At 42.0% G+C, this 20,081-nt stretch carries 15 protein-coding genes; 5 read left to right on the forward strand and 10 right to left on the reverse strand.

Annotated features, from left to right (window positions below; translation table 11 throughout):
• Positions 1–272: 272 nt before the first annotated feature.
• The 3 genes from ACQEXU_RS03835 to ACQEXU_RS03845 form a co-directional block, all read right to left on the reverse strand.
• Positions 273–1,259, reverse strand: a complete 987-nt coding sequence (locus ACQEXU_RS03835; RefSeq protein ID WP_367989600.1) for a cytochrome-c peroxidase — start codon at positions 1,257–1,259, stop codon at positions 273–275.
• A gap of 405 nt (positions 1,260–1,664) precedes the next feature.
• Complete coding sequence (locus tag ACQEXU_RS03840; RefSeq protein WP_427009750.1) at positions 1,665–3,401, reverse strand: methyl-accepting chemotaxis protein; 1,737 nt, start codon at positions 3,399–3,401, stop codon at positions 1,665–1,667.
• Between the two features lie 56 nt (positions 3,402–3,457).
• A complete protein-coding gene (locus ACQEXU_RS03845; protein ID WP_427009751.1) occupies positions 3,458–7,429 on the reverse strand; it encodes a response regulator in 3,972 nt (1,323 codons plus the stop codon).
• A 124-nt stretch (positions 7,430–7,553) separates the two neighbouring features.
• Between ACQEXU_RS03845 and ACQEXU_RS03850 the strand changes: the two genes are divergently transcribed.
• From ACQEXU_RS03850 to ACQEXU_RS03865, 4 genes are all read left to right on the forward strand, one after another.
• Positions 7,554–8,648, forward strand: coding sequence for an HD-GYP domain-containing protein (locus ACQEXU_RS03850; protein WP_427009752.1), 1,095 nt, complete (start codon positions 7,554–7,556; stop codon positions 8,646–8,648).
• A gap of 114 nt (positions 8,649–8,762) precedes the next feature.
• Positions 8,763–9,185, forward strand: coding sequence for an Hsp20 family protein (locus ACQEXU_RS03855; RefSeq protein WP_427009753.1), 423 nt, complete (start codon positions 8,763–8,765; stop codon positions 9,183–9,185).
• Between the two features lie 267 nt (positions 9,186–9,452).
• Positions 9,453–9,794: a DUF3316 domain-containing protein gene (locus tag ACQEXU_RS03860; protein WP_367989595.1), complete on the forward strand. Its 342-nt coding sequence runs from the start codon at positions 9,453–9,455 to the stop codon at positions 9,792–9,794.
• A 192-nt stretch (positions 9,795–9,986) separates the two neighbouring features.
• Positions 9,987–10,367, forward strand: coding sequence for a cystatin domain-containing protein (locus ACQEXU_RS03865; protein ID WP_427009754.1), 381 nt, complete (start codon positions 9,987–9,989; stop codon positions 10,365–10,367).
• A 67-nt stretch (positions 10,368–10,434) separates the two neighbouring features.
• Here ACQEXU_RS03865 and ACQEXU_RS03870 read toward each other — a convergent pair whose 3' ends face one another.
• Genes ACQEXU_RS03870 through ACQEXU_RS03895 form a run of 6 tightly spaced genes read right to left on the reverse strand, consistent with a single transcriptional unit; the run spans position 10,435 to position 17,010 of the window.
• Positions 10,435–11,562, reverse strand: a complete 1,128-nt coding sequence (locus ACQEXU_RS03870; RefSeq protein WP_427009755.1) for a response regulator — start codon at positions 11,560–11,562, stop codon at positions 10,435–10,437.
• Positions 11,555–14,728, reverse strand: a complete 3,174-nt coding sequence (locus ACQEXU_RS03875; RefSeq protein ID WP_427009756.1) for a response regulator — start codon at positions 14,726–14,728, stop codon at positions 11,555–11,557. The genes ACQEXU_RS03870 and ACQEXU_RS03875 overlap by 8 nt, the downstream gene beginning before the upstream one ends.
• Positions 14,721–15,305, reverse strand: a complete 585-nt coding sequence (locus ACQEXU_RS03880; RefSeq protein WP_427009757.1) for a SpoIIE family protein phosphatase — start codon at positions 15,303–15,305, stop codon at positions 14,721–14,723. The genes ACQEXU_RS03875 and ACQEXU_RS03880 overlap by 8 nt, the downstream gene beginning before the upstream one ends.
• Positions 15,305–15,730, reverse strand: coding sequence for an anti-sigma regulatory factor (locus tag ACQEXU_RS03885; protein WP_427009758.1), 426 nt, complete (start codon positions 15,728–15,730; stop codon positions 15,305–15,307). The genes ACQEXU_RS03880 and ACQEXU_RS03885 overlap by 1 nt, the downstream gene beginning before the upstream one ends.
• On the reverse strand, positions 15,724–16,086 hold the full coding sequence (locus ACQEXU_RS03890) for an STAS domain-containing protein (protein WP_367989590.1): 363 nt from the start codon (positions 16,084–16,086) through the stop codon (positions 15,724–15,726). The genes ACQEXU_RS03885 and ACQEXU_RS03890 overlap by 7 nt, the downstream gene beginning before the upstream one ends.
• Positions 16,087–16,095: 9 nt before the next feature.
• Positions 16,096–17,010, reverse strand: coding sequence for a protoglobin domain-containing protein (locus tag ACQEXU_RS03895; protein ID WP_427009759.1), 915 nt, complete (start codon positions 17,008–17,010; stop codon positions 16,096–16,098).
• Positions 17,011–17,248: 238 nt separating this feature from the next.
• Here ACQEXU_RS03895 and ACQEXU_RS03900 point away from each other — a divergent pair, with 238 nt between their 5' ends.
• Positions 17,249–18,805: a methyl-accepting chemotaxis protein gene (locus ACQEXU_RS03900; RefSeq protein WP_427009760.1), complete on the forward strand. Its 1,557-nt coding sequence runs from the start codon at positions 17,249–17,251 to the stop codon at positions 18,803–18,805.
• Positions 18,806–18,854: 49 nt separating this feature from the next.
• Here ACQEXU_RS03900 and lhgO read toward each other — a convergent pair whose 3' ends face one another.
• Entirely contained in the window at positions 18,855–20,078 is a 1,224-nt protein-coding gene (gene lhgO, locus ACQEXU_RS03905) for an L-2-hydroxyglutarate oxidase (RefSeq protein WP_427009761.1), read from the reverse strand.
• Positions 20,079–20,081: the final 3 nt, after the last annotated feature.

Below are 20,081 nucleotides of genomic sequence, written 5' to 3' on the forward strand. Positions count from 1 at the left end.
CACAGGTCACATTTACTTACTATTAATTCAATATAAACTTAAGTTGGCAATAAAGATAATATCAACAATATAATAAGATGAAGTTTTACGGTAATAAAACTGTTAATTAGAAATTTAATATCGTTAATTTTACAATATAATTATTGAATCGATTTCAAACTTTATCTTATATTGGCTGTTATATATTCAATTAAATAACAGATCTGAGCACAAAATAAGCAGCATAAAAAAAGCCCTTCCAAATCGGAAGGGCTCGCAAGCAAAGGTAATCATTAGATTTGTGGTCTGGCCGTTTCTACCGTAGATGGTGGTAGATGCGGTAAGGTGACTTTAGGTTGCTCTCCAGTCAGTGATTTTAAGAAGTCAGTGATTTTACTCGCTTCTCCTTTTGTTAGTTTCTGACCAAGCTGAATATCAGCCATAAGTTCAACCGCTTCTTGTAGGTCCCAAACCGAACCATCATGGAAGTATGGGTAAGTCAGTTCTACGTTCCGTAAAGTCGGTACTTTGAACACAAACTTATCAAACTCATTACCAGTAATGGCTTTTCTACCAACATCAGGGTTTTCAGTTTCAAATGGTTTTACCAGCCCCATTTTCTGATACATTTGCCCCCCGGCTAATGGTCCAGCGTGGCATGCGGTACACCCTTTCGCTTTGAATAACTGATAACCTTCCAGTTGGTTGGCCGTTAACGCACTATCGTCCCCTTTTAGCCACAGGTCGAATGGCGCATTTGGTGTTCTCAGCGTTTTTTCAAACATTGCTATGGCGTCGGTTACTTCATCAATCGTGAATGCTTCCTTACCATAAGCCTCCTTAAACCATTGACGATACTGCGGGATAGACTGCAAGGTGTCGATGGCAAGTTCATGAGTAAAAGCCATTTCCAACGGGTTCTCAATTGGCCCTGCAGCCTGCTCTTGCAGATCTTTTGCTCGACCATTCCAGAATTGAACAAAGTTCATATCTGAGTTGAGAACTGTTGGAGAGTTTATTGGACCAATAGACCATTTGTGCCCGATGGAACTTGGGAGATTATCCACACCACCAGTTGCCACGTTGTGACAAGAGTTACACGAAATGGTATTCGATGCCGATAAACGTGGCTCGAACCAGAGCGCTTTGCCCAGTTCCACTTTTTGCGTGTTTAGACCTTCTATGGGTTCTATTGCTTTTATCGGTTCTTCGACCGCTCTATCAGCTGATGCCCCGAAAGACACTGCGAGCAAGATGCTCATTGCTATAGTGTGCTTCATGTGACTTCCTTCTCTGAGGTTAATTTACCCTCACTCAAATCGCGCACTTCTTGGTTGGTGCGCTTACCACAGGAAGTTAAGGCAAAGTGGAACTTGAAGAAAACTCAAAAAAGCGATGAAGCTGATGAAAAAAATAGATGTTAAGAAATTATTAATTTAGATACTCCTTGATTAATCATTCCCGTCGCAAATTAGAAACAACCCAAATAACATTTTCTCAACAAATAGTAGCAACACTTTGTTTGATTAAGGTCAATTTTCCATATCACAAATGTTACTATGAAAGACGTAGGTTATGTGATTGAGATCAACATGTTTGGTTGGTATATAAGTAAAATTTTCCCTCGATAAACTTTTCTCTCGCAGATAATGACAAGGGGGCGCCTTCGCCCCCCTACTCATACACTATGTCCGTATATGTTGGATAGCCCCTTGAAGCCCTGTTACATTATCTTTTAAGTCTACAATAATCGGCTCTAGGCGATTGATTTCATCCGCAATTTCATTAGAAAGAGACTTAATATTAGAAAGGTTGGATGATATCTCATCACTTACTTTTAATTGCTCTTCTGTCGCAGCTGCAATCGAGGTATTGAGTTTATGAATCTCCGTAGCAGAACCTTGTATGCTACCTAACGCATCATTAGCGACGCCCATATTCGAACGTGTCGATTGCATTTTATCGGCACTTTGCTCGATCGTTTTGGTCGACTCTTGAGCTTTCTCTTGCAAGGTCGAAATGATCCCTTCAATTTCACCGGTGGAATCTTGCGTACGTTGAGCCAGAGAACGAACCTCATCCGCAACCACCGCAAAACCGCGCCCTTGCTCACCCGCACGCGCAGCCTCAATTGCAGCATTCAATGCCAGTAAGTTCGTTTGTTCTGCTATCGCTTTGATTACATCCAATACATTTCCGACATTTTTTGACTCTTCAGCAAGCTGCTTAATGATTTCTGAAGTTCGGCCAAATTCACCTTCTAAATCACCAAACTCACTTGTGGTCTTATCAAAGACTTGCTTACTAGTACTGGCTTCTTGCTCTGCGCTTCCCGCGTAGTTTTCTGCCATGGTTGTACTCTCAGCCACATTCGCCAAAGCAGAAGTCATTTGCTCCATGGCAGTTGCAGCCATTTCCATTTCTTGATTTTGCTGGTTGGCAACATCTGCATTTTTGTCCGTAATGCTAGCGATAGAGTCAGAGATATGGGAAATCGTGCTATTTACTTCATTTATCTTGCGAATCGTGGTCGCATAACTATCTAGTACTTTATTGATCGAAACACCAATCACACCCAGCTCATTATTACTCTTGTCATCAACACGCAACGTGAGATCAGAATCATCATCAACCTGCTTGAGTAATGTTGCCATTTGGTCGATCGGGTTTACTACTTTACGATTTACCAACACATAACCAATAACCGCGAGCACCAAAACAACTATTAACGAAATATTTCCGATCAATACCATTGTTTTTGCTTGATTGGCTGCATCAGAAAACTGTTCAGACGTCCTTTGCTCCAATGCCATAAAAAACTTATCGATAGGCGCCATGATTTTTGCTTTTTCCTGATGATAAGCTTTACTGTGCAGCAGCTCTGCTGCCATTGCTTTGTCTGGCTCTCCTCTCACGGTATAGTTACCGCTATTGTCTGGGAACAATCCTTTCACCGCATTCATCGCTTTAACTTCCATCTGAACGAGAGCGTCCGAATTGGCTTGCGCTTCTTTAAGTAGCTTAAATTCTTGATCACTGAACCCTAGTTCTTCCATCATGGTTTGCAGCGATACGCGACCACCATCTGGTTTAGGTTTCTGACCGTAGTTGATGACCAAATCCCAATAAATCGTGTGATAATTCTGTGGTCTCGGTTTGTCACCATTTCGAATGGCTAAGATATCCATGTACATTTTTTCATAGCCATCATCCCCGGTAAGTACATAGGTTCGTCCTAAACGGGTTAGGTCATCAGAGCTTTGGCGCAGTTCATCTGCAGCTTGATAAGACTGGTAGCGGATTTTTGCCATTTTATCGACTTGCTGCAATAGTCCATTCAATTGGAGTACTGAGACGACACTAATGATGATACCAATGCCAATCACAGCAAAAACTAGCTTCATTGTGTTGTTAATGTTCATTGTATTTTCCCTAACAAATACTCTATCTCGATGTAAGTAACTGTTTTAGTTTTCAATCAATCCGTTGGCTTAGGAAATTCACTCAACAAGCTTTTTGCCAACTCAAAATCAAAATCTTCCACAGCCGCTAATAACTGTTTTTTTTGCTCGTCATTCCAAAACGAACATGCTTTTGCCTTCTGCACCACTAAAATGGCTTCTGCGTCAAAGTTCTCTACGCATTTGACCAGCTTGTGGTATAGCTCGGCAGCATCAGCGCAATCTTCATCTTCTTCTTGCTCTTGTCCTCTCATCCAATCAGTTAGCTGTGCGGACAAGGTTTCCAAGTACAATTGCGCTTGCTCAATATGTGTTGTTGGTGGCCTTAATTCTCTATCGACCATCTCTTCCATTTCTACAGCAAGCTCTGCAACCCGGTTAACACCCAGATTAGAAGCGGCACCTTTTAATGTATGAAGGAGCCTCGAAGCTTCCTCCCATTGTGCTTTTTCTATCAAGACATTGAGCTTGTTAATTTCTTCGTTTTGCCCTTCTAGGAAATGCTGCAAGATTTCTAAGTACCGTTTTTTATTGCCACCAATAGCTTCAATTGCACCCGCAACATCCATATCAGATAGCACAGGTAAAGAAGGTACCTTGCCATTTAAAAGAACTGGGCTTTCTGTCGATGCCGTGGAATCCAATGCAGGTTGAGATTCCGCGGTCTTGAGAAATTTATTCAGTGTTTTATATAAATTATTCACACTGATCGGCTTAGCAATGTGATCATCCATACCCGCTTTCAAACACCTTTCAACATCCGACGACATGGCATTTGCCGTCATAGCAACAATAGGTAGCTTGTCATATTGATGCATTGTTCGAATTTCTTTAGTGGCACTTATCCCATCGAGGATTGGCATCTGCATATCCATCAGTACTAAATCAAAGGATTGCTCCGATAGTCGATCTATCGCTTCCTGACCATTGTCCGCAACAATGACATTCACATTAACTTCATCCAATAGACCAAGCGCAACCTCTTGATTGACAATATTGTCTTCCACCAACAACACTCGTTCACCTGAAAACCTTGGTTTTTGGGTAAGCAATCTGTCTTTGGCACTTCGAACATGCTCAATACCGTATGCATTCATAACAGCGTCAAGTAGATTAGAAGGGTTAACAGGCTTTACAATTAATCCATCAAATAGCTTTGTGTTTTCCTCGCTAAGTGAAAGCTCACGACCATAAGCCGTAACAAGAAAGATTTTTGCATGCTCCCCAATCCCAAGGTGCTTTATACGTTCTGCCGTCTCAATGCCATTCATTCCTGGCATATTCCAGTCGAGGAACAGTAAGTCAAAATGACGGCTCTTGATTTCATCAATCGCTTCAAATGCATTGCTTACCGCTTTGGTTTTAAAATGCATTGCATCTAACAAGGTGGTTAAAATATTGCGGGCAGAATCATTATCATCCAAAACCAAAGCACTCTTACCAGCCAAGTGGCTTATGGGTTTCGAGATATCCCGCATTTTTGCCTCTTGCAGCCCGCACAAAATAGTAAATTCGAATACAGATCCAACGCCTTGCTTACTCGTAACAGAAAGCTCCCCTCCCATCAGTTCAACGAGTTGTTTACTGATACTCAGCCCTAGCCCTGTTCCCCCAAACTTACGAGTAATGCTGGTATCTGCTTGGTTAAACGAAGCAAATAACGAATCCAGTTTGTTTTCGGGAATACCAATACCCGTATCACGAACAGTAAAACGCAGCTTAACCTCATCTTCTGTCTTCGATTCACAACGAGCCGCAACAACAATTTCACCTTGCTCAGTAAACTTAACTGCGTTACCACAAAGGTTCACAATGACTTGGCCAAGTCGCAGCGGGTCGCCAATTAAACCAGGAGGAATTCTCGGATCGATATCGAGTAGAAACTCAAGGTCTTTTTCATGTGCTTTTAACGAAATAACATTGGTGACATTGTCGAGTACTTCATCAAGGCTAAAACTTGTTTCTTCTACATGAAGCTTGCCGGCCTCAATTTTAGAAAAATCCAAGATGTCATTAATAATGCCCAGTAAGTTTTTCGCTGACTCGTTAATGCGGGAAACGTATTTATGTTGGTTTTCATCTAACTGAGTATTCAGTGCCAAGTGTGCCATGCCTAAAATGGCATTCATTGGCGTGCGAATCTCATGGCTCATATTGGCAAGGAAGTCCCCTTTCGCTTGGCTCATGGCGTCTGCCGTTTCCTTAGCCTCTCTTAAATCTAACTCCATTTGTTTGCGTTCAGTTAGATCAAGCAGTAAACCAACAATGCCAGACACCTTACCTTTGTTATTTCTAAATGACGCTTCGTACACCAACATATCTCTACGTTCATTCTCAGCATCAACCATCGACAGTTCATAATCTTTATTTAGAGAATCTGCACTCAATTCTTTATGTGCAGCAGCAAAACTCTCGGCAGTTTCAGGGCTAAATATGTCACTTGGTGTTTTACCTGCGATTTGATCAGACACTAACCCCACTAAGTCACAAAACTTCGCATTCACAGAAAGATACTTGCCCTCAGGAGACAAGCAATACATAGGGTTTGGTGTTGCATTCAGGATTTCTTGATTAAGCTGAGACTGCTCTAAGACTTTTTGCTCCGCCTGACGTTGCAATTCAGCATTTTGGCTCAGTTGGATGCTAACAGATAAATCATCCAACATTTGGGTTAACCACTGGTACTGCTGCTCGGTTAAATATTCAATGGCGCCAATTTCGAGCAGAGCCACAGGTTGTTGATTCACATATAATGGCAAGTAATAGATTTCATTAAAAGAAAGCTGTCCCCCATTCAATTCCACATAGTATTTTCCTTCCAGCCCTTTCATAGAATGTGGCTTCCCCGAAAGCAATACACTCATTTGAGTCGAAGCAGGATCGGTATATTCAGAGATAGCGTTATCTCCGTAACCAACACCGGATAAGCGATGCAGTCTATTATTTTGGAAAATGTACATCCCCACCATTTGCACCGGAAATTGGTGAAGCAGAAACTGGCAAACTTCCTGACAAAGCGCTTGGGTCGAATGATTCGTGCGCATAATGATATTGAAGTCTTTGACCAACGTATTGTGGCTTAATTGCTGACCAATATGATGAAAAACCACATTGAGGCTATCGATAAAACGCTGTAATTCTGCATAAGCCGTTTGTGTTATGGTAAACGCATAGTTCTCTTCTTTAACCTGACTCACTACCGTTTTCAGCAGTTGGCTTAGAGGGCTAATGTACAAACGCCAGAGCAGAATAAACGACAAGCCGATCGTTGATAATAATAAACCAAGCAGCCCGTTATTCAGGGTTTGATAGAAGCGCTCTTCTTCATCAACTTCTGTTATTTTGTTTTCAATTCTTGCGACGATGGACTTATGTGCCGATCCAATAGCGGCCATGATCTTCGCTTTTTCATTAAAATACTGATCGCTATACAAAAGCTGACGCGCCAATACTAAATCCGGCTTTCCTGTGTCCACAAAACGGCCATCATCTGATTTTTTGAAACCTTTTATTGCCATAAATGCTTCGCGCTCTAACTCTACAAGCGCATCAGAAAGCGCTAAAGCGTTTTTAAGTTCTAAAAATTCAACGGCATCAATTCCAGAGTGTCTAATACGGTCAAGTAGAGGCTCATTTTCATGAACAGGTGTGGCAATTACCGCTTTCTTATTATGAATAATGACGTCCCAGTATTCATATTCATTCCCTTCCGGAATTGGCAGTACACCATTACGAACATCGAGGACTTTATTAAACAAATCAATCCAGTACTCATTCCCGGTAGCACTATATGCACGAGCAAATTTTGTCAGATGATCAGAACTGTGTTTGAGCTCTTGAGACAAGCGATAAAAAAGATGCAGTTCATCTTGATAAAAGCGGCTTTCACTACGCAGGTCTCCAACCTTTTGGTTAATCGCAAACATGGCCAGAGAGCTTAAACCCATGGCTAAAAATAAAATTGTAAATAATGTGCGTATTGATCGCATTGAGCCCACCTAAACTTAATAATTATCGGCGCATTACTACTTAGGTTGTCTATAGTTATTGATAAGTGTAGTAACTAAATGACGTTTAGATGGTTTTTTCAGCGAATAATCGAGGATGGCATCAATGCCCATAGAAAATCTTACCGATTGCACAGTGTTAATCGTCGATGATTCTTCAGACAACTTGGCATTCATGAGTCAAGGGTTGGCCAATCGTTACCAGATTAAAGCGGCCAAATCAGGCCAAATGGCGCTGGATATATTGAGTAAATTCAATATAGACCTGATCCTGCTTGATATCGTAATGCCCGAACTAACTGGATACGATGTGATACGGGTTATTACTCATAATCCTGATACTCAGCATATCCCTGTTATTTTCTTAACCGGTAAAGACACACCTGAAGATGAAAAGCTGGGGTTTGAGCTAGGCGCTGCTGATTATATACACAAGCCCGTTAGTATCCCTTTATTACGTTCACGTGTAAAAACGCATCTTCAGAATAAACGTTCTAAAGATATTCTGCGCGATCAAAATGGTTACCTAGAAAAGGAAGTCGTAAAACGTTCGACGGAATTAGACAGAATGCAAGATGCCGTCGTGTTTGCACTGGCAAGTCTCGCTGAGACAAGGGACCCTGAAACTGGCAATCACATTTTAAGAACGCAACATTATGTGAAGTTGCTTGCTGAACATTTGGCAACTAAACAGAAATACAAAAATACATTAACCCCCAAGGTTATTGATAGCTATTTTAAAGCAGCGCCACTGCATGATATTGGTAAAGTAGGCATTGCAGACAATATTTTACTAAAGCCAGGCAAACTTACCGATGAAGAATTCGAGATCATGAAAACCCATGCGGTACTTGGCCTACAAGCACTAGAAAAAGCAGAAACACTCTCTGGTGCTCATACCGATTTGATCTCTGTTGCCAAAGAAATTGCTTATGGTCATCATGAAAAGTGGGATGGCTCTGGTTATCCCCAAGGTCTCTCTAAAGAGAGTATACCTTTGAGCGCTCGGATGATGGCAATCGCCGACGTATACGATGCCCTTCGGTGTCGGCGCGTATATAAAGATCCTATGACCCATGAAGATGCACGCGAAATCATCTTGAAAGGTTCTGGCAACCACTTCGACCCTGAACTCATCGAAGCTTTCTGCGAGCAAGAAGCACTATTTATAAAAATCGCATCAGAGTTCAGTGACGATTGACATGAGCACAATGATGCTTGATCAAGATCAATCATCATTGTGTTTCTCCCTCCAGCTTTACCATACCTTCTAAACTTATATTGCCACGTTCAAATAGCGTTTAAGGAGGAGAATATGAGCTTAATACCAAGAGACTCCTGGGCTGACTTTTATCGCCTATTTGACAATGCATTTCCGGCTATTCGTCCTCGTCATGATATGGATAGTTTTTCTCCAAGAGTCGATGTACTAGAAAAAGAAACCGCTTTTGAGATCATCGCGGACTTACCCGGTGTTGCTAAAGAAGACATATCAATTACTTACCAAAGAGGTGTACTGACATTAGAAGCATGTACTAACAAACAAATTGAAAGCTCCGACAACAACAAAGTAATCCATAAAGAACGTTATGAAGGAAAAATGATTCGAAGTTTCACATTAGGCGAAAATTTACTTTGGGAGGATATCTACGCCGAGTATCAAGAAGGCGTTTTAGTTATTGTTGTACCAAAACCAGACCATGTTATTGAGGAGCCAAATAGGATTGAAATTAACTGATATATCACTCCTCCTTCTCGACAAAAGAAGGAGGAGAACCTGCTACATTCTCGAACACAATTAGCATATCTGACCCAATCAAAACCAAAACCCAACACACTCCCCAAGATTTTAGATTATTATGTGGTATTTTGCTTACTCATGACATTTTGTCAGCATTTGTTAGGAATACACTTACACAAACTAGGAAAAACCTTACATACCTTGACTGATCCTTTACATTCTTGGGAGTAATATCTCTTCTGTCACTCGCACAGGAGAAATATTATGAAAAAGACAATCTTATTGCTTTCTGCCCTATTAATGAGCTCATCAGTTTTTGCGGCAATTTCAACAACACATTCGGATCGTTCTTTCAAATCAAACGAGTATCAAACCAAACAAGAAGCGTATGATGCTGGTTACGAAATGATGGATACTTTGAGAACCATGCCTGCATCAGAATTACGTAACAAACTCGGTATCATCGAAAATACGTTGCAGTATAACAGCATCAAGATCGATGACATGAAATTGAGCGTTGAAGAGTACTCGAAACAACTCGGTGATATGAAATATCGAGCAATACTCAACGTCGACTACCAATATAAATACCGCGATAACGACTAATATCGTATCACCACAGCCTACCTTGCCCGTAGTCACCGAACCTATCGGTGACTACCCATTCACCCGATCTATCCATTCAAAAAGAATACATTCCCATCTAAATGAACCAATAAAAATCTCATTTTTAGTACAAACTTGCATACCAAAAACACTATAAGATGAGTTTAAGCACACTTATTTAGGTGAAATATGATGAAGAAAGTCTTACTTGTATCAGTCATTGGTACGCTGGTTTTGGCAGGATGCAACCAAAAAGCACCGGAACCCGCTGAAGTACAAACAACACCAAACAGACCAATGTGCCAAATAAAAGAGAACATGCCCGGAGGCTGGAACATTTCGAAAGTCACACCTGAAGTACAATCAGCGTTAGATACCGTTATGAGCCAAATGAATACCGCAGCAAAAGTAAAAGAAATCAATGAAGTTCGCACCCAAATTGTCAGTGGTTTGAACTACGCGATTGAGTTTACCTTGGATAACGACGAAGTTTGGAATACCGTTGTGTATCGTGATTTGCAAGGCAATTACAAGATGATCCAAGTAGCTAAACAAGGTCACCTTTGCCCTTAGTTTTTAAATAAGAAAGGCTCCCAATGGAGCCTTTCTTAACAACTCACTGATCTCATAACCCCTCAGGTTAGTTTACCTTATCTAAAGACATATCCATACCGTCTTCAAGATCGTCATCTTTGTATGTTTCTGCAATTGACTTAAATTGTTGCTCGATAGCGAGAAATGCTTTCACCATCACAGGATCAAAATGTTGGCCTGCCCCTTCTTCAATAATACTTACGGCTTTTTCGTGAGGGAACGCGGGCTTATAAACACGTTTTGAGATCAACGCATCGTACACGTCAGCAATTGCCATCATCCTTGCACTAATCGGAATTTCATTACCTTTTAGTCCTTCAGGGTACCCACTACCATCCCATTTTTCTTGGTGATAATGGGCAATCTCTTTGGCATACATTAAAAAATCACACTGAAAATCAATCGAACGCTCTACCGTTTCAATTACGTCTTTACCTAATGACGTATGAGACTTCATGATTTCAAACTCTTCACTCGTTAGCTTTCCCGGTTTCAATAACACGCTATCAGGAATCCCTACTTTCCCAATATCATGCAGTGGCGCGGACTTATAAATTGTCGCGATATTTGCCTCTGTTAATTCCTCAAGAAACATACCTTCAAGCACTAGTTCATCAGCCAGTGCCTTGACATAGTGTTGTGTACGACGAATATGATTGCCTGTTTCGTTATCTCTGGTTTCAGCTAAAGACGCCATTGCCATCATTGTCGCATTTTGGATTTCTTCGAGTTCATGAGTTCGCTCTTGGACTTTAACTTCTAGAACCTCGTTTTGTTTTGCTAAGGCACTTCTAGCTTCTTTCAACCTAAGATGTGTCCCAACGCGAGCCAGTAAAATAGGTGGACTGATAGGCTTCAAAATATAATCTACGGCTCCCATTTCAAAGCCACGCTGCTCATCTTCTATCTGAGATTTTGCAGTTAAGAAAATGATTGGAACATTCTCTGTTTCAGGATCTTGTTTAAGACGTCGACACACCTCATACCCGTCCATTTCTGGCATCATAATGTCTAATAGGACGATATCTGGTAGGTGTTTTTTACACGCTTGTATCGCTTGCATACCATTGGTGGCAATGAGAACTCGAAACGTTGAAGCAAGCAGTCCGCTTAACAGAGCTCTGTTTTCTGAATTGTCATCTACCACAAGGATAGTTGCTTTTTCTTCATTCATACTCACTTCCATTTACTCTATCCAAGTCTAATGGATAGATACTGGCTGCTTTTCGCAGCGATTCACTCGCAGCAATAAAATCACAGTCGTTGATATGTTTGCAGCACAGCTCAAAATCGTCTGATTTAAGTAAAGTATTGAGGTGATGGTAATGCTCGTCAAGAAACTCGATTGCATAGGCATCTAAGTCATTGAGTAGCATATTTAGGCGGTGGATAATCGAAATCGCTTCTGTATCTAGCTCATCTTTTTTATCTACCGATGGTAAAGGACGATGGAGTACAGAACACAACTCACCAAAGAGCTGTTCTATATGTTTATTAACCTTTGTTAATAATGGTTTTACGTCATCAAATGTCGCTTTACGAGCGAACTCAGATTCAAGCCTAGCGGCCATATCGGCTAGCCTAACTGCGCCTAAATTACCCGCAGAACCTTTTAAGGTATGCGCGGTTAACTCTGCAAATTCATAGTCTTCTTTCTCCAAAGCGATTTCTAGTTTGTCAGTAAAATTAAACTCTTTATCAATCAGCTGAGATAGTAGTTTCTTATAAAGATTCTCATTACCCGCCACACGCAACATCCCATTACGAAAATCCAAAGAGGTGACATCTTTGAGTTCCAAAGGCGCATTCACGACTGGTTTTACATCATCAACGCTTACCTTTTCCGGTGCTATTTGATTTACAGAGCTTTCAAGTGTCACTGCTTCTAGTTTCGATTCACACCACTTGCGAATGGTTTGGAACAATACTTCTGGATCAATCGGTTTTGACACGTGATCGTTCATTCCCAGTTTCAAACAGCGATCTCTCTCTTCAACCATGGCATGAGCCGTCATTGCTATAAGCGGAATATCGTCATATTCAGATTGAGAGCGAATCTGTTTACTTGCTTCATAACCATCCATCACTGGCATTTGTAAGTCCATAAAAATGATGTCGAAAGGTGGTTGCTTAGTACTGGATTTCAACTGGTTTAAAGCTTCTTGCCCGTTATTTGCAACGGTGACAGATAACCCTTTCCCTTCCATCAACTCAATGGCTATTTGCTGATTAATCTCATTATCTTCAGTCAGCAGCACATTCACCTTGGAAAAATCAACGTGATCAAGATCAGAGTGAGATTTATTTCTTGGTTGGTAAGCTTTCCCCTTCTCGGGTGAAAATAGGTTCATCAACATGTCAAAAAGATGGGACTCTCCGACAGGTTTAGCCAAATACCCCGATAGCTCTAGCAATTCATTATCATCAGCAATGTCTTCTTTGTCGTAAGCCGTCACTATCACAACTTTAGGCTGGTGCTCATTCGGGAGCATTGAACGTAGCCGCTCTGTGGTCTCAATACCATCCATCACAGGCATGTTCCAATCCATAAACACTAAATTAAATGGATCTTGTTGATTACTGGCTTGTTGTAAGATACCGAGTGCTTGCTGGCCGCTGCTTGCTAACGCTGGTCCTCTAGGTAATACATTTAATAGATCTTCCATAATCAGCAAAGCATGTTCATTGTCATCCACAACTAGAGCTTTAACTTCCGTGAGGGTCTCCGGCACAATGCGAGGCTTTTGCTCCGCTTGTTGATCAATACCTAGCCAGATATTGAAAATAAACTGGCTTCCTTCACCATAATCGCTTTCTACCCTAATATTGCCACCCATTAACTCAACTAAACGCCGACATATCGAAAGCCCTAACCCCGTTCCACCATATTTTCGAGTCGTACTTCCATCGGCTTGTGTAAAGGCCTGAAACAGATTATTGGTTTGTTGCTCTGTCATGCCGATACCGGTGTCTGCGATTTCAAACTCTAATTCAACTCTGTTTTCTATATGCTGTACAACGCGAACCTTAACCGTGATTTCCCCACTTTCTGTAAACTTCACTGAATTGTTAACTAAATTAATGATAATTTGCCCGAGCCGAAGCGGGTCGCCAAATAACACTTTGGGCATCCCTCTCGGAACATCAAACAGCAGCTCCAAACCTTTCTCAAAGGCTTTCTGGCCAGTCACCATAGACACGTTGTGGAAGACGTCATCAAGGTAGAACTCGATGGTCTCAATCGACAACTTACCCGCTTCAATTTTGCTGAAGTCTAAAATGTCATTAATAATGCCAAGCAGTAAGGTCGCTGAGTTATGAATTTTTGAGATGTAGTCATGTTGCTTTGGACTTAACTCGGTTTTAAGCGCCAAATGAGACATACCGATAATTGCATTCATCGGCGTTCTGATCTCATGACTCATGTTCGCCAGAAACATGGATTTGACTTCAACCGCTTCCTCCGCTTTTGCTCTGGCTTCATTGAGTTCATTCTCTACGACTTTTCTCGCCGTCACGTCACGCAAAAACATCGCCGCCTGACATTGACCATTTAGCTCAAATATCGAGATACCAAGATCGATGGGCACTTTTTTGCCCGTTTGTGTTGATGTTTCCACTTCAAAAAAGCCACCACTCACCCGCTTTTGGTCTTCGATTTTTAATGGCACATCGAGTACACCTTTTAACATCGGAGGGACTTCAATGCTCAATAGTTCGAGTAAATTCTGCCCCACCGCTTCTTCTTTTTCGTACCCGTAAATCTCTTGAGCTGTTTTGTTCCAAAGTAGCACAGTACCTTGACTATCGACGATTGCAACACTGGAAGGTGCTCCATCAATAATGGTTCTGGATAATTCTTCACTTGCTCGTAGATCTTGAGTTCGTAACTCAATTTCACGCTCTAAACCCGCCTGATGAGCGGCCAATTGATCATTCTTAGACTTCAACTCAAGCATCAGCTCATCTCGGCTTTTCTCTGCAAACCGCTCTCTAATAAGTAAAACATCCGATTCTTTCAGTGCTTGTTTGGCGGGGATATACCATTGAATTACTTCACCTTTACAATGTAAATCCATATATGGAATATCAAAAGATAGCGCCGACGTTCCTGCCGAATATTCAGAAATGATCGCAGCATGTGTAGTCAATTGAATACCCATGTTGAGTTCATCTACGTGCTCAAATAGGTGTGCGAGTAAGACCCCAGACAAAAGAACAAAAGTGTCCTGCTCTTCAGCAGAATAACCATAGACTTGAAGTAATTGAGTCAGTTTTCGCCGTAATGCGAGCTTACTCAACTCATCATTTTTCATCGAGAAATGTACATCTTCAACCATCGTGATACCTCACAGCGATTACCGTTGCATCATCATGTCGCTTGCTAAAGTTATCAATAAGAAACGCTGCTAGGTGACTAAGTGAGCCATGGCATGCTCCCCGGAGTTGGTCAAAGTCTAGATTTTCTTTAATGCCATCGGTGGTAAACAAATAAGATTCAGAAGAGCTAAAAGGAGAAGAAAAAGGTCTTAAGGTGGGTAATAACTCACCGACAACTCCCGGTTGAGCATGGAAAGATTGCATGGGTTCCGCGCACCTCCGCAATAATGTATTTCCAATACCGACCCCTTTAAACGTCATGGTTTCGCGATTAAAGAATACCATCGTTGCAGCTGCACCAATGCTACCAATAAAGTATTTGTGCAGCTGACTCATTAGCCATTCAATATCCATGCTGGCTTTGTCTTGAATATAGTGTTCCATTTGACGCGCAAGCTGCGCTGCACTTTGCCCATGCCCCAATACATCGATGACAACAACCAGTAACCCTTGTGGCGCCTCCCACACCACAACACCATCACCAGCTTCCAACTCTCCAAAGTAAGGTACGACTCTTACACAGTATTCAAACCCCATCAGAGCCTCCACTTTGTGACCGTCACAACTGTTCCAACGCCAAGTTCGCTCTCGATTTCAAACTGATCCGCCATGCGTTTCACACCTGGAAGCCCCATACCCAACGAGTTTCCAGTGGTAAAATGCTCCTGCATCGCTTCATCTATATCTTTTATCCCAGGACCTCTATCTGCCGCCACAACCTGTATTCCTGATACCTCTCCACATTTCACGACAGCGAGCTCAATCATTCCTCCGGGGGTGTACTTCACAATATTCATCGCAAGTTCTGAAACAACCGTCGCGATCTCACTGATCATATTTTCGCTAAACCCATGATTGCGACCCAAAATGTAAGAGGCCATCACAGTCGACATCGCCTGAGATTCACTTTCGACACAATGATTTTCTTTGGACTCAATATTGATGGTCTGCTCTGCTACCATAAGCTGTCATCCTTAATTTGGCTTAATCCATCATCTAAGTTCGCGACACAACGAAGCTCTGGCAAATCCAGTCCTAAATTAACTAGCCCAATTACCACACCCGGTCGTAAGCCGACAAAAAGACAACGCCTACCCATGACACACACTGTTTTTGCTACATCAAGCAAACGCAAAAAATCCTGTGGCTCAAAAGTCCGCACATCAGACAAATCAATCAACACGCCTTTAGCACGAGTCGATTGCAATTTAGTCAGTAACTCATGATTAAACTCACGCAACGCAGACTCGGTTAAATCGATCTGAATGGAGGCAACTAAAGCGTGATTAAGTTGATTGATTGCAATGGATTGAGACATAACCAAACTCTACGATAGCTGTTTTAATGCCTGAACATTCAGGCCAACAATTTGGAAAGCCGTTTCTAACGCATCACGCAGTGTCGCATTGGTCTTCACTTCACCCACATTAATCCCCAGTTGGACCATAGTTTGTGCAATAGAAGGGGATACACCAGATACAAGACAATCACAGCCCATCAATTGGGTTGCTTTAGTGATCTTAATGAAGTGGTTGGCTACGGCAGTATCAACAACCGCAACACCGGAAATATCCATGATGAAAATCTTAGCTCGATGTTCAGAAATTTTAGTGAGGACTGCACTCATAATGTCTTGCGCACGTTTTGAGTCGATGATGCCTACAATGGGCAGCATAAGGATGTCTTGCCAAATCATAGTAACCGGCGTAGACATAGCAAGTAGTGCTTCACTCTGCTCGGCAATCCGTTTATTAATCAGTCGAGAGTAAGTATCAACAACGATGGTCGTGTCCATATGGAGTAACTTAGTAAATGCTGTTACAAGCGAACTGTATTCGTCGCTATATAAGCTTCCGTCATACAAACGTTTAGTAAAAATCACCATCGACATATTCATGCCAGCAAAATAGCTGGGGAGCGACAAACCAACTCGAGCGTGAACCTCCCCAACATCTACCCTCTCTCTTAAATATTGCGTATCCACCTTTGCTTCAAAAAAGGTACGCCAATATTTCACCTGCGAATCTTGTACTCTTTTGAGTTTATGGGTGTCATTAAAAAACTGCGTATATTCAGGTGTTTGCTCTAGCCAATCGTAAAAGTGTTTTACGTACTCATCGAGTTTTGGCACGATAATTTGACCAAACTTCCGAATCAACGCTAAATCCGCTTCTGTTAAATCATGCAGTTTCAGCATGTCATCAGCATTCATCGTGCTCCCAAAAATCACTTGTTTGGTCATACAAACACTCCCTTTAATTGTCGATGGTTAGCTCTAAAACAAAACTAGCGTCAAATTAGACTTTTGTACTAATAGTAGTTCATGAGTATTTAAAAGCACTAACAAGTACTTGTAGTTGAGTTCGTTATCAACTGCGTCTATAAATATAGATGCGTCCTAATAACAATTAATAAGTAAAGACTCATCTTCAATTGGCAAGCGGTGACTCTCAAAAAATAAATACAGTTAAGAGGCAACTATGCGTGTAAATCAACCGGTTACGCAAAAAGAGGTAACTTACCCACCAAGCTATAACCTGCTCTCTATCACATCACCGAGCAGCCATATCACTTATGCAAGTAAAGAGTTTTGTGAAGTAGCGGGATACACACTTGAAGAGCTCATAGGGCAACCTCATAACATTGTGCGTCATCCAGATATGCCGCCTGAGGCCTTCAAGGACATGTGGGAACACATTAAAGCGGGTAAATCTTGGATGGGGATGGTGAAAAACCGCTGTAAAAATGGTGACCATTATTGGGTTGATGCATTTGCGTCTCCGATTAAAAGTGACGGAAAAACCGTTGAATACCAATCGGTAAGGCTATGTCCAACAAGAGAAAATGTTGAAAATGCAGAAAAGTTATATAAGCGGATTCGTGAAGGGAAAACCCCTACCCAACTCAAACTACCACGAACACGTTTATGGCAACGCTGTGCTGCGATGATGATCCCTGCTGCCATCATCAGTTCAATTGTCGATGGCTTTTTATCTGGTTTGGGCGTGTGGGTGTTTTTGGCACTTAGCATCATGAGCGTTTTCCACCTAACTCGCCGCCTAGAAGCACTGTCAGGCGAGGCTCGTAAAGTATTCGACAATCCATTAATGGAACTTGTTTACACCAAACATGTTGATGACATCTCAGAAATACAACTCGCATTGAAAATGCGCCAATCAGAAATCAATGCGGTTGTTGGACGAATTCAAGACTCCAATGAACAGGTCTCTCAAGCAGCGCAATCATCCACTGATAATTGCAATACGACCGCGGTTAATTTACAAGGACAAACCGCTGAAACAGAACAAGTTGCCGCGGCGATCAACGAAATGCACTCCACAGCCAATGAAATTGCCCAAAACGCTCAAATTGCTTCAGGAGCGACTGATCAGGCAAATCAAGCAGCAGAGGAAGGTAAAAATGCCGTAGAGGAAACCATTAACTCAATTAACATGCTTTCCCAGCAATTGAACGATGCATCTGATGTGGTTCAGCAACTTGCTGAGCATAGCCGCACTATTGGGGAAGTGCTCGAAGTCATTCAAGGGGTCGCTGAACAAACCAATTTACTTGCATTGAATGCGGCAATTGAGGCGGCACGGGCAGGAGAACAAGGTCGTGGTTTTGCTGTTGTTGCCGACGAAGTAAGAAAACTGGCACAACGCAGCCATGAATCAACCGAAGAAATTCAAAATATCATCACGTTGATCCAAACCAGCACCCAAAAAGCAGTGAGTGCAATGGAAGACGGCACTCAGCTTTCCAATGTATGTGTGGATAGCGCAACGGTATCCGGAGAGCGATTGGATGTCATGTTAACTCAAGTTTCCGATATTGCTGACAGAAACGGACAAATAGCCACTGCCGTTGAAGAGATGGCGAGAGTAACCGAAGACATGAATTCGAGCGTGCAATCCATTAGTGAAGTCTGTGCAGCTACCAATATTCTTGCAAGCGATACGAGAGATGAATGCCAAGGGCTGGTAGAAAATTTAGAATCGCAAGGTAAGTTAGTGGGACAGTTCAGACGTATTTAGTTAACAATTAAAGCCCCAAAACTTGGGGCTTTTTCGTGACCTTTTAAACTCAATTGTGGTTATTCTGCCGAACCGCAATCTTATTACAAATGTACTCACCGATTGGAATCGCAGATGTCGCTGCGGGTGATGGCGCATTGCACACATGCAAGCTGCGAGGACTTTCCGCAAATAAAAAGTCATGAACCAAAGTACCATCTTGCAATACAGCTTGAGCCCTAATCCCAGCTGGGTATGGCTTTAGATCGCTTACGATTATTGACGGACAATACTTATTGACCAGTTTTAAGTACTCTGCTTTCCACCAAGAGTTTTTCATCTCGATTAATCCTGTTTTAAAGTGCTTCGCTGTGACTTTCCAAAAGCCCGGAAAATTCACCATTTGCCAGCAATCTTTGAGGCTAATGTTGATACACCCATAGCCTTCGCGCTTCCACCCTTGTACTGCATTCGGGCCAACAGTCACTGAGCCATCAATCATGCGGGTTAAGTGAACACCTAAGAATGGTAAATCGGGATCAGGAATTGGGTAAATAAGGTGATTCACCACTTTGTTGTGGCGAACATCGAGTCGATAATATTCTCCACGATAAGGAATGATCTGGAAATCAGTTTTCAGTCCTAACATCTTCGTCATTCGATCAGCCATTAAGCCTGAACACGTAACCAAAAATCGGGCGTTTAGCTGCATGCTTTGTCCATCAGAAATACAAGTAAGCTGAACTTCATCTTCAAGCTCATTCACTGTCACCACTTCCGTTCGCAAGCTTACACTGCCTCCTGATTGAGAGAATTCCTGAGCCATTTTTTCCGTCACTAAACGGTAATCAACGATACTGGTCGCTTTAACGTAGATTGCTCCCAAACCTGTCACATTGGGCTCTGCCAATTTCAGCTGAGCTTGGTCAAGTAACTCGACCTCAATTTCATTTTCTTGGCATCGTTGATACAGCGCTTCCATTCTCTCAACTTCCACTGCATTCGTGGCGACAAGCAATTTACCGCAGTTTTCTACCGGTATTTGGTGCTTTGCACAAAACGCTAATGTCGCATCCACCCCTCGTTTGCAAAATTCCGCTTTTAAACTGCCCGGAGCATAATAAACCCCTGCATGAATAACACCGCTATTGTGACCGGTTTGATGCTGAGCAAACCCGGATTCCTTTTCAATCAATAAAATGGATTTGTCTGGAAATTGCTGTTTAAGTTGCCACGCGGTTGAGACACCAACAATGCCACCACCAACGATGATATAGTCGTATACTGCTTTCATTCT

Origin of the sequence: Vibrio sp. TRT 21S02, from assembly GCF_050113675.1 — a bacterium.
Taxonomy (GTDB): Bacteria; Pseudomonadota; Gammaproteobacteria; order Enterobacterales; family Vibrionaceae; genus Vibrio.